Origin of the sequence: Bradyrhizobium sp. (assembly GCF_017881085.1) — a bacterium.
Classification (GTDB): Bacteria; Pseudomonadota; Alphaproteobacteria; order Rhizobiales; family Xanthobacteraceae; genus Bradyrhizobium.
In genome coordinates, this window is the sequence record NZ_JADGRI010000026.1 from 16,303 (window position 1) to 27,819 (window position 11,517).

Sequence of the window (11,517 nt, forward strand, 5' to 3'; positions counted from 1 at the left end):
GCAGCCATCACCCCTTCGCCGTCCGTTCCAGCAGCAAGGTGTGGATGCCGCAGGTACCGTTACGCACGCTCATCACCCGCGTGCCCGGCTTGCGGCCGGCGCGCACGTCCGAGACATCGACCCCGGCAGCCAAGAGCCGCGCACGCGTCGCCTCGATGTCGGCGACGCGCCAGCTCAGGCCCCATAATTTGTCGTGGGTCTGGTCGGCGCCGGCGACCGGGCGGCGCACGATCTCGACAATGAGATCGCCGCAGCGGAAGAACATCAGCTGCCCCCAATCCTGGTGCGAGCGGTCGAGCGCCATCTCGAGGCCGAGCCGCGCGCCATAGAGCGCCGCCGCGCGCTCCGGATCCTCGGTGGAAACCACGACGTGATCCAGCGCCATGACCGGCGCCGCCGATGTCACCGCCGAGCGCGGGCGCTCCTCGGCCAGCTCGAGAAAGAACATCCGCACCCCGCGCGTCAGTTCCGTCGCCACGCGGGTGCGCTTCCAGTGCAGCGCGTTGCCGGAATCCAGATCACGGCTCTCAACCTCAGCCATCGGCTCCGGAGTCAGCGCCACGCGATCGAGCCGGCGGGACGTCTTCTCGATGTCGCCGACGCGGAAGCAGATGCTGGCGAGCCCCTCGCCCCAGATCTTGATGACATTGCGGATGCGCTCCGCCGTCGGCGAACGGCCGGAAGGCGCCATCAGCTCAAGCGACATGTTGTCTAGGGTGAACAGCACGGTCTCGGAGCCGTCGCCCTGACTTCGCCAGGACGGCGCGCGGCCGAGCAGCGATTCATAAGCCTTGGCGCCGGCCTTGATATCGGAAATCAGCAAAACGAGGTGGTCGAGACCAGTGATCACGGAAACAACCCCCGCGTGTTCTTTGCGGCGCGGACCTTTTCCACGCCGATCGCCATCGCGGCGGTCCGGTGCGGGACCTTGTCCACCCTCGACCGCGTCAGCATCTGCTCGAAGGCGCGATCGAGGATGTGGTATTCGCGCCGCATCACTTCCTCCTCTTCCCAGAACAGCTGCTGCAGGTCCTGCACCCATTCGAAATAGCTGACCACCACGCCGCCGGAATTGCAGAGGATGTCGGGAATGAGAAAAATCTCGTCCTGGCGTTTTTCCAGCACGAGATCCGCGTCCGGCGTGGTCGGCCCGTTGGCGCCTTCCGCCAGCACCCGGCATTTCAGGTTCTGCGCGACCTCCGCGTCGATCACCCGCTCCATCGCCGCCGGCACCAGCACGTCGCAGGGCAGCGTCAGGATTTGCGCGGAGTCGAAGGCAAGCTCGCTGGAAAATCCGGCGATGCTGCCGTGCTCGCCGGCGTGGCGCATCAGCGCGGGAATGTCGAGCCCGGACTTGTCGTGGAGCGCGCCGGTGTGATCGGAGACCGCTATCACCTTGAGGCCGAACTGATGCAGACCGAGGGCTGCATAGGAGCCGACATTGCCGAAGCCCTGCACCACGGCGGTGGCGCCGTTGAGGTCGATGGCGAGTTCCTTCATCACGCGTCTGGCGAGATGCGCCACGCCGCGGCCGGTGGCCTCCCGCCGGCCCAGCGTGCCGCCGGAGGCGACCGGCTTGCCGGTGACGATCTCGGTCACGGTGCGCCCCTGGTACATCGAATAGGTGTCCATGAACCAGGCCATCACCTGCTCATTGGTGCCCATGTCCGGGGCCATCACGTCGGTATGGGGCCCGACGAACGGAATCATCTCCTGCATATAACGCCGCGACAGCGACTCCAGCTCGCGCCTGGAAAGCGTGGTCAGATCGACCCGGACGCCGCCCTTGGCGCCGCCATAGGGCAGGCCCACCAGCGCGCATTTCCAGCTCATCCAGATCGCCAGCGCCGCCACCTCGCCGATATCGACGCTGGGGGCAAAGCGGGTGCCGCCCTTGGTGGGCCCGAGCGTAAGGTGATGCTGCACGCGATAGCCCTCGAACACCGCGATCGAGCCGTCGTCGCGGTGGATCGGACAGGAGATGGTCAACGCCCGTTTCGGCAGCAGCAGGCGATCACGCTCGTCCGTGGGGATCGACAGGTGATCGGCGATCACGGCGAACTGGTTGACCGCCATGTCGAACACCGGACCGGAATAGACGGTCATCTTCCCTCCTATCTCTCGCAGGAACTCAGGCCCGTCGCCGGCCGTTGGTTCGGCGCGGCACGCTGACGATGCCCGGGGACGGTCGTAGTCCCGCCACATCGCTATCTCAAGCGGTTAACGGGCAGGCTTTGCGAATAATTTCAGCGAATGATTGGGCATAGCGGTGCTAAAGTGCTGCGCCGGCCGGGACCACCCTCAGCCATGACGGAACACGAATGCAGGCCCTCTTCATCGGACAGACCTATATCGACGTTACCTTCATTACCGACCACATGCCGACCGGCGACGAAAAGCATGTGGCTTCCGCCTACGCGGTATCTTTCGGAGGCAATGCCGTCACGGCGGCGTTCTGCTGCGCCAAGCTCGGGATCGTGCCCGACCTGATCGCCACCGTGGCCAATGACTGGCTGGGACGGATGTTTCAGGACATGAGCGCGAAGTACGGTATCTCGATCCATCCGCGCAAGGTCAATTCCTCCTCGCTGTCCTTCATCATGCCGAAGGACGGCAAGCGCGCGATCGTGCGCTGCCGCGACGACGAGCATATCCACCCGTTCCCGCTGCTCAATCTCGGCGGCTGCCGCGCGCTGCATGTCGACGGCCACCAGCCCGATGCCGCGATCCACTACGCGAAGCTGTGCCGCGAGGCCGGCATCCTGACTTCGCTGGACGGCGGCGGCCTGCGCACCAATACCCACGAACTCCTGGAATTCATCGACGTCGCCATCGTCGCCGAGCGGCTGTGCGAGCAGATGGACCTGACGACGGAAAAGATGCTCGAATATCTCAAGAGCCGGGGTTGCCGGGTCGGCGGCGTCACCTTGGGCGAACGCGGCCTGCTCTGGTATGACGAGGCCGGCAAGACCCACACGCTTCCCGCGCTGCCGATTCCGCGCGACCGCGTGCTCGACACCAACGGCGCCGGCGACGTGTTCCACGGCGCCTATGTCTATTCCTACCTCTCCAGTCCCGGCAAGAGCTGGCACGACCATTTCGAGTTCGCCCGCGCAGCGTCGACCTACAAGATCCAGCGGCTCGGCAACGAGGCGGGACTTCCGACGCTTGCCGACATCGAGGCGGTCAGGCAGGAGTTCGGCGTCCGGGTCTGACCGGCGCTGCGCCGTCGATGGGGCGCGGCGTGTGGCTCCCGGCGTTCGCCGGGACGACGATAAAATGCAACCGCTTTACTTAACCGCCGCCTTCAAATCAAAATCGGGATCCGCCGCCTGTTCCGGTGTGACCGACCGGTTCAGTCCGAGAACCTTCCGTCCGAACACATGGTCCGCCGCGCGATTGACGGACTCGATGCCGACGAGCCGGTCGGCCTTGTAGCAGAAGGCCGAGAACGAGCGCGCCGCGCGATCGCCGCGCACCACGACACGGTCGTAGCCGGTGGTGAGCCCCGCGATCTGCAGCTTGTCGTCGCCCTGGTCGCTCCAGAACCAGGGCTGGCCGTCATAGGGCTTGGCGTCGCCGGTCAGCCGCGCCGCAACGCAGCGCGCGTGATCGGTGGCGTTCTGCACCGATTCCAGCCGCAGCGAGCCGCCGAAGCGCGGGCTTGCGAACAGCGCACAGTCGCCGATCGCCGAGATGTTGGGATCGGCGGTCAGCAAGTACTCGTTGACGATGATCCCGGCCGCGACCTGCAGGCCAGCCTCTGCCGCCATTTCGACATTGGGCAGCACGCCGACACCGACCACGACAAGGTCCGCCGCAATATGGCGACCGTCGCTGAGGCTGACGCCGGTGACGTTGGTCCCATCGCTCTCGATGCTGGTGGCCTGCATGCCCAAATGAATGCGAATGCCAGCCGCGGTGTGGCGCTCCTGGAAATAATCGGAAATTTCCGCCGTCACCGCCCGCGCCATGACGCGGGTGCCGAGTTCGAGCACGTCGACCTCGAGGCCCTTGGCGCGCGCGGTGGCGGCGAATTCCAGCCCGATGAAGCCGGCGCCGATCACCACGACATGCCGGGCCGAGCCGATCCGCAGCCGCAACGCTTCGCTCTCGTCGAGGGTCCGCAAGTAGCGCACATCGGGCAGGTTGGCGTTGGGAATGTCCAGCAGCCGGTTGCGGGCGCCGGTAGCCAGCACCAGGTGTCCGTAATCGAGGAACGAGCCTGACTCGAGCACCAGCCGCCGCGCGGCGCGATCGATGAAGGCGGCGCGGTCGCTGATCAACTCGATGTTCTGATCGCGGTAGAATTTGTCCGGCCGGAACATCAGGCTGTCGGGGCGGCCTTCGCCCTTCAGATAGGCCTTGGACAAAGGCGGCCGCTGATACGGCAGATGCGCCTCGTCGTTGATCAGGCAAACGCGCTGGTCAAACCCATGCTGCCGCAACGACGCCGCGAGCTGGAAACCCGCATGGCCGGCGCCGGCGATAACCACCGATCCCTGCGTCATTGGAACAACCCGACTGCAAGCGCACAGGAATTACCCATGACATCTCCTCACTCTGCCGATTTTGGCTTGCTCGCCTCGTCCTTGACGAACGGCGCTCGTGGCCGCGTCCCGGACGATAGGGGCACGATTTGGCCTCATGGTTCAAGAAGGCGCAAGAGCCTCTCTGTCCAGGAGGAAGGTAGGGCGGCATTTTGCAGACTTGGCCGGGATTGTCACCTCTTGCCTTCTGCTATTTAAATGCTGGCCGATCATTCCGACTTCGAGGCCTTTCCCATGCCGACGTCCGTCCCCGCGACCTCCCTCCCCGACGATCCGGCGCTGCTGCGGATCGATGGCCCGATCGCCACGATTACGCTCAACCGGCCGGCCGCCTTCAATTCGATCGACCTTTCGATCGCGAAAAAGCTGGAGCAGCTCGGCGCCGCGGTCGAGGCATCCTACGATATCCGGGTGCTGGTGATCGAAGGCGAAGGTCGCGCCTTCAGCGCGGGCGGCGACCTGCAGACCATCGGCGCCGCCGCCGAGGCCGACACCATCGCCCCCGTGGTCGGCGAACTGCTCAAGCATTATCACGCGTTTATCGAAACCGTGCGGCGGATGCCCAAGATCGTACTCTCCAGCGTTCACGGCTCCGCGGCGGGCGCGGGCATGGGGCTGGCGTTTGTCGCCGACCTCTGCATATCAGCGGATACCGCACGCTTCACCCCGGCCTACGCCAAGATCGGCGTGTCGCCGGATGGCGGCAGCACCGTCGGCATGGTCGGCACCGTCGGGGTTCGGCGCGCCTTGCAGATATTTCTGGCCGAGGACAGCTTCTCCGCGCAGCAGGCCTATGATTGGGGTCTGGTCGCCAAGATCGTGCCAGCGGTCGAACTGAAAGCCGCGACAAGGCAATTCGCCGAACGGCTGGCGCAGAATCCGCCGGCCGCCATCGCCGGCACCAAGTCGCTGGTTTACCAGGCCGCGGTCACCCCTACCCGGCAGCAGCTCGACGCCGAGGAAGCGAAGATCATCGACGCCATGCACACCGAGGACTTCCGGGTCGCGGTGAAGAAGTTCACCAGCAAGGGCAAGTAGCCCCGAGTATCCCCCGCGAGTCGTGCCCGCGAACGGGGACGGCTCTGGTGGTCACGCGGCGTCAGTTCGGGCAAATATACCCCGTCCCCGCCGGCGACTTGAAACAGCCGACCGATTCCGGGATCACGTGCTTTGGCAGCCACAGCACCACCTTCGGGAAATAGATCGTGAAGCAGATCGTCACCAGGAACACGACATAGATCGGCAGCGCCGCGCGCAACGCCTTGGAAAAGCTGACGCCGACGAATTTCGACGCCATCAACAGCACCAGCCCGTAGGGCGGCGTGATCAGGCCGAAGGCGAGTGTGGCGATCAGCACCACGCCCATGTGCACGCCGTTGATGTCGCCGGCCTGCGTGAGCACATTCACCAGCGGCATGAAGATGATGATCGTCGGCACCGGCTCGATGAAATCGCCGACCACGGTGAACAGCAGCACCAGCAGCAGCATCATGTAGTGGGGGTCGTTGCCGGCGATCGAGGTGATCCAGTCGGCTATCACGATGGCGCCGCGCAGATAAGCCAGCATCCAGCCGAACGCGTTGGCGGCGCCGATGGTGATCAGCGGCAGCGAGAAGATCAGCCCGGCGAGGCAGAAATCGTAGGGAATTTTCCGCAAGTGCCCGCGGTTGAGCGCGGGAATTACCACCGCGATGATATAGACCACCGCGACCACGCCGGCTTCGGTCGGCGTAAACCAGCCCGTCAGGATGCCGCCGAGCAGGATCACCGGAATCATCAGCGGCAGCGCGGCGTCGCCGGCCGCGAACGCGATCTGGCGCAGCGGCGCGCGCGGCTTGCGCATGCCGGAGGGCCCGAAGAAATAGCAATAAATCATCAGCCCGAAGCCGATCATAAGGCCCGGCACCACGCCGGCCATGAACAGGCCGGCGATCGAAACGTTGCCGACCGCGCCATAGACCACGGCGGTGATGCTGGGGGGCACCAGTGCGGCGATGGTGGAGGCGGATGCAATGATCGCGGCGATGAAGGCGGGGCTGTAGCCTTCCCGCTTCATCGGACCGCCGAGTGCGCGGCTCATCACGGCGACGTCGGCGGTGGTCGACCCCGACATCTCCGAGAAGAACATGCTGAAGACGACGACGACCTGCGACAGCCCTCCCCTGATATGCCCGACCAGTGACAGCGACAGGTTGGCGATCCGCACCACCACATTGGCCGAACTCATGAGTTCGCCGACGAGGAGGAAGAACGGTATCGCCAGCAGCGCTTCGGAATCCATGCCGTCGAAAATCTTCTGGATGATCGCCGCCAGCGAGACATCCGTGAACAGCGCGCCGACGAACACGCCCGCCATCAGCGAAAACGGCACGGGCACGCCGAGATAACCGAAGAACAGGAAGCAGAACGACATCAGCGCGAGGATGACGGGTGCGCTCACAGGCCCACCCTCGACTGCAGGGCGGTCCCGACCGGCCGGATCGGCAGGTCCTCTTCTTCCGGCGGCTCCGGATGATCGAAACCGTTCCTGATGCCGTTGACCAGTTGCTCGATGGTGAACAGTCCGATCAGCAGGCCCGCCAGGGGAATCACGGCATAGAGCGACGCGATCGGCGTGCCGGAGGGCAGCCGGAAACTGCCGAACCCCCTGATGAAGTTGATATAGCCGAACCAGACCAGGCAAAACGCGACGCCGAGAACCACGATGCGGATGATAATTTCGACGATCAGCCGCGGGGTGCCGTGCAAGGCATCGGAGATCGCGGTCAGGTACAGATGATCGTTGCGGCGGGTGGCGACCGCAGCACCGATGAAGATCGCATAGATGAACAAAGTGGAGGTCACCTCCTGCAGCCACAGCCAGGGATGGCCGATAGTGCGGGTGACGATGTCGAACATGACCGAGAGCGAGAACCCGAAGCACAACAGCCCGCAAAGCATCATCAGCATCAATTCGAGCCTGTCGAACGACCGCCATTTCAGGTGATGCTGCCGCTGCAGCACCAGTTTGTCGGCGATGGTCATCGGCGAACTCTCCGTCGTCGCAGATCAAAGTCTCTCGTCGTCCCGGCGAACGCCGGCACCCATAACCACCGGCGTCAGTTGTTTATGAAAAATCGGCTGCCCACTCGCTCAAACCGAAAAGCCGCGGCGCAGGGGTCCCGGCGTTCGCCGGTACGACACGCGGATGGATCGCGCCTAGTTGATTGCCCGGATCAGGTTCTTGACCTTCTCGGCGTGCGGGCCGAGTTCCCTGGCGAGCTTGTCGAGATAAGGGTCGGCGACGGCGACGAAGCCTGATTTGTCGACATCGGTGACGACCTTCACGCCGATGGTTTTCAGCTTTTCCTGCGACTGATGTTCGAGCTCGATGGCTTTCGCTGGCTGGTTCTTGTTGACCTCGTCGGCGGCGGCCTGCACCCAGCTTTGCTGCTCCGGCGTCAGGCTGTTCCAGAGCTTGTCGCTCACCCACACCAAGCTGTTATTGGCCTCGTGTTCGGTCATCGAAAGCACCGGGGCCACCTCATAGTGCTTGTTGGCGAGATAGACGTTGACGCCGTTTTCGGCGACGTCGACCACGCCGGTCTGCAGCGAGGTGTAGACGCTGCCGAACGGCATGTGCACGATCTGGGCGCCGTAGGCCGGGAACATGGTATCCTCGGTCGGGGTTGCCTGCACCCGCACCTTGAGACCCTTCATGTCGCCGATGTTCCTGATCTCGCGCTTGGAATACATGCTGCGCAGGCCGAGCGTGGCCAGCGCGATGACGTGAGCGCCCTGCACGGTGTCCGCGATCATCGCCTTGACGGCCTTCGATACTTCGGGGTCCGCGATCGCCTTGACGAGGTGCGCTTCGGAGCGGAACAGGAAGTGCATCGACATCACGCCGGCCTGCGGCGACAGCGTCGCGGCGTTTGCGGAGGAAGAAATGCAGAACTCCACGTCGCCCGATTTCACCAGCTGCAGGACCTGCGGTTCCTGTCCGAGCTGCGCGCCGGGATACTGGTCGATCAGCATCGTGCCCTTGCTCAGCGCCTTGAGCTTGTCGGCGAAGATATCGCCGAGGACACCGTATCCCGTCGTCTTCGGCTGATCATAGGCGAAGCGATAATGTTTTACCTCTTGCGCACTCGCGCCGGCGCTTATCACGATTGCGGATGCGGCCACGACCGCACCGAGAATCCTGCTCAGACTGCTCATCGTCTCCCCCTGATGTTTTCTTTCATCATCCCATCGGGGTTGTTTGGATGTCAATTGGACATCGGGGTCGACGACACGACGCAGCTGCGAGATGGGACCGCGCGGTACGTCCATCGCCTGCGACAAACGCGAAGCGTTGGCGCAAGAGAGCGTAAGCGACGAAGCCGCCTACTTTCCCTCAGCCCGCATGAAGTCGAAATCGCAGCCTTCGTCGGCCTGCAGGATGGTCTCGTCGAACAGATGCGCGTAGCCGCGCTTGGCCCATTCCGGCGTCGCCGGCAACGTCAGGGCGGCGCGGCGTTTTTCCAGTTCCCTGGCGTCGACCAGGAGATCGATGCTGCGTTTGGCGACGTCGAGCCGGATCAAGTCGCCGTTCTTGACCAGCGCCAGCGGGCCGCCGACGGCGGATTCCGGGGTGATATGCAGCACGATGGTGCCGAATGCGGTGCCGCTCATCCGCGCGTCGGATATCCGCACCATGTCCTTGACGCCGCCGCGGGCGAGCTTTTTCGGGATCGGCAGATACCCGGCCTCCGGCATGCCCGGCGCGCCCTTGGGACCGGCGTTGCGCAGCACCAGCACGTCGTCGGCGTTGACGTCGAGCAAGGGATCGTCGACCCGCAGCGTCATGTCCTCCACGGAGTCGAACACCACGGCGCGGCCGGTGTGCTGCAGCAATTTGGGGCTCGCCGCCGAATGTTTGATCACCGCGCCGCGCGGGGCAAGATTGCCGTGCAAGACCGCCATCGCGCCTTCCGGCTTGATCGGATTGTTGCGCGGGCGGATCGCGTCCTGGCCCGGCACCTCCTCGGCGCCGGTCACGACGTCGCGCAACGTCGCGCCGGTGATGGTCCTGGCGTCGAGGTCGATGAGGTCGCCGAGCTGCGCCATCAGTTTCGGTACGCCGCCGGCATGATGGAAATGCTCCATGTAATGTTCGCCCGACGGTTTTAGGTCGATCAGCACCGGCACCTCGCGGCCGAGTTTGTCGAAAGCTTCGAGATCGATGCGATGCGAGGTGCGGTTGGCGATCGCGGTCAGATGAATAAGGCCGTTGGTCGACCCGCCGATCGCCTGCAGCACCACCTGCGCATTTCTGAACGAGGCCTGCGTCAGGAGTTCGCTGGGCTTCGGGCCCTTCGCCATTGCCATCGCGGCGGCGACCCTGCCGCTGGCTTCCGCGGAACGAAAGCGCTCGGCATGCGGCGCGGGGATGGTCGCGCTCATCGGCAGCGACAGGCCGAGCGCCTCGGTGATGCAGGCCATGGTCGAGGCGGTGCCCATCACCATGCAGGTGCCGACCGACGGCGCGAGCCGGCCGTTGACGGCTTCGATCTCGGTATCGTCGATCTCGCCGGCGCGATATTTCGCCCACAGCCGGCGGCAATCGGTGCAGGCGCCCAGCACCTCGCCCTTGTGATGGCCGACCACCATCGGCCCGACCGGGATGACGACGGTCGGCAGATCGGCCGAGACCGCGGCCATAATCTGCGCCGGCAGGGTCTTGTCGCAGCCGCCGATCACGACGACGGCGTCCATCGGCTGGGCGCGGATCATCTCTTCAGTATCCATCGCCATCAGATTGCGCAGATACATCGAGGTCGGATACGCAAAGCTTTCCGCGATCGAGATGGTCGGAAACACCATCGGCATCGCGCCCGTCAGCATCACGCCGCGCTTCACCGCCTCGATGATCTGCGGAACATTGCCGTGGCAGGGATTGTAGTCGCTGTAGGTGTTGGTGATGCCGACGATGGGGCGGTTCAGCGCGTCGTCGGAATAGCCCATCGCCTTGATGAAGGCCTTGCGCAGGAACAGCGAAAATCCGGCATCGCCATAACTCGTCAGTCCCTTGCGCAGTCCGTCAGCCATCTGGGTTTCCTTAATGCACGCCGATCAAAGATGTAGTTGTCATTCCGGGGCAGCCCGCAGGGCTGAACCCGGAATCTGGAGGTTATAGCGCGAGATTCCGGGTTCGCGCTCGCGCGCCCCCCGGAATGACCGTCCATTTTTCGTATCCGGGCATGCCCGCCACCTACTTCCAGTCGATGATCCGGCTGATGTCGCCGTCGAACTCCATGCCACAGAACGCGCCGCCCTGGTAGAAATCGCCGACAGCATCGGGCTGCAGTTTCGCCTGCTCGGCGAACGCATGTTCGCGAAAGTCCTCGGCGCGGCCGGTGGGGCGATAGCCAAGGTCGTAGGCGCGGTGGTTGTCCCACCACGAGCGCTCGTTATACGACGCGCCGTAGAGGATCTCGAAATGGATGTCGGGATGATCGAGTCCGATCCGGCAGAGCTGCACCAGGTCGTCCGGCTTGAGCCAGATCGAGAGCCGGCGATGGTCCAGCGGCTTGTCGCCGAAATTGCCGATCCGGAGGCACGTCACCTTGAGCCCATGCTTGTCGGCATAGAGCGCGCCGACCGCTTCCCCAAAGACCTTGCTGACGCCGTAGCGGCTGTCCGGGCGCGCCGTCACGTCGGTCCCGATCCGGTGATGCCTGGGATAAAACCCCACCGCATGGTTTGATGAGGCGAACACGATGCGCTTGACGCCCTTCCGGCGCGCTGCCTCGAACAGATTGTAGCAGCCGATAATGTTGGACTGCAGGATGTTGTCCCATGGGCCTTCGACCGAATGGCCGCCGAAATGCAGGATGCCGTCGACGCCCTCGCAGATCGCCTCGACCTGCGCGAGGTCGGAAAGCTCCGCTGCCTTGAACTTTTCGTGAGCGCCGAGATCGGCGGGCGCTTTCACGTCGCTCAA

Annotated in this window: 10 protein-coding genes; 2 read left to right on the forward strand and 8 right to left on the reverse strand. The window is 64.3% G+C overall.

Annotated features, from left to right (window positions below; all coding sequences use genetic code 11):
* Nucleotides 1–7: 7 nt before the first annotated feature.
* Both QZ213_RS04385 and QZ213_RS04390 read right to left on the reverse strand, forming a co-directional pair.
* The gene (locus QZ213_RS04385; RefSeq protein WP_291684833.1) at nucleotides 8–850 is read right to left on the reverse strand and encodes a VOC family protein; all 843 of its coding nucleotides are present in this window, start codon (nucleotides 848–850) and stop codon (nucleotides 8–10) included.
* Complete coding sequence (locus QZ213_RS04390) at nucleotides 847–2,106, reverse strand: Glu/Leu/Phe/Val dehydrogenase (protein WP_291684834.1); 1,260 nt, start codon at nucleotides 2,104–2,106, stop codon at nucleotides 847–849. The genes QZ213_RS04385 and QZ213_RS04390 overlap by 4 nt, the downstream gene beginning before the upstream one ends.
* A gap of 215 nt (nucleotides 2,107–2,321) precedes the next feature.
* On the opposite strand from QZ213_RS04390, the gene QZ213_RS04395 reads away from it, so the two are divergent.
* Nucleotides 2,322–3,215 (forward strand): sugar kinase, encoded by an 894-nt coding sequence (locus tag QZ213_RS04395; RefSeq protein ID WP_291684835.1) that lies wholly within the window; start codon nucleotides 2,322–2,324, stop codon nucleotides 3,213–3,215.
* A gap of 75 nt (nucleotides 3,216–3,290) precedes the next feature.
* On the opposite strand, the gene QZ213_RS04400 is transcribed toward QZ213_RS04395, so the two are convergent.
* The gene (locus QZ213_RS04400; RefSeq protein ID WP_291684836.1) at nucleotides 3,291–4,511 is read right to left on the reverse strand and encodes an FAD-dependent oxidoreductase; all 1,221 of its coding nucleotides are present in this window, start codon (nucleotides 4,509–4,511) and stop codon (nucleotides 3,291–3,293) included.
* 273 nt (nucleotides 4,512–4,784) lie between these two features.
* On the opposite strand from QZ213_RS04400, the gene QZ213_RS04405 reads away from it, so the two are divergent.
* Nucleotides 4,785–5,588 (forward strand): enoyl-CoA hydratase/isomerase family protein, encoded by an 804-nt coding sequence (locus QZ213_RS04405; RefSeq protein WP_291684837.1) that lies wholly within the window; start codon nucleotides 4,785–4,787, stop codon nucleotides 5,586–5,588.
* Nucleotides 5,589–5,649: 61 nt separating this feature from the next.
* Here the strand turns inward: QZ213_RS04405 and QZ213_RS04410 are convergent, their stop codons facing one another.
* The 5 genes from QZ213_RS04410 to QZ213_RS04430 form a co-directional block, all read right to left on the reverse strand.
* Nucleotides 5,650–6,990 carry a TRAP transporter large permease gene (locus QZ213_RS04410; RefSeq protein WP_291684838.1) on the reverse strand — a complete coding sequence of 447 codons (1,341 nt, stop codon included), beginning with the start codon at nucleotides 6,988–6,990 and terminating at the stop codon, nucleotides 5,650–5,652.
* On the reverse strand, nucleotides 6,987–7,574 hold the full coding sequence (locus QZ213_RS04415; protein ID WP_291684839.1) for a TRAP transporter small permease: 588 nt from the start codon (nucleotides 7,572–7,574) through the stop codon (nucleotides 6,987–6,989). The genes QZ213_RS04410 and QZ213_RS04415 overlap by 4 nt, the downstream gene beginning before the upstream one ends.
* A 174-nt stretch (nucleotides 7,575–7,748) precedes the next feature.
* Nucleotides 7,749–8,750 carry a TRAP transporter substrate-binding protein gene (locus tag QZ213_RS04420; RefSeq protein WP_291684840.1) on the reverse strand — a complete coding sequence of 334 codons (1,002 nt, stop codon included), beginning with the start codon at nucleotides 8,748–8,750 and terminating at the stop codon, nucleotides 7,749–7,751.
* Between the two features lie 168 nt (nucleotides 8,751–8,918).
* Nucleotides 8,919–10,622, reverse strand: a complete 1,704-nt coding sequence (locus QZ213_RS04425) for an IlvD/Edd family dehydratase (RefSeq protein WP_291684841.1) — start codon at nucleotides 10,620–10,622, stop codon at nucleotides 8,919–8,921.
* 163 nt (nucleotides 10,623–10,785) lie between these two features.
* Nucleotides 10,786–11,517, reverse strand: a 732-nt coding sequence (locus QZ213_RS04430; RefSeq protein WP_291684842.1) for an NAD(P)-dependent oxidoreductase, incomplete at its 5' end; no start/stop codon positions are given.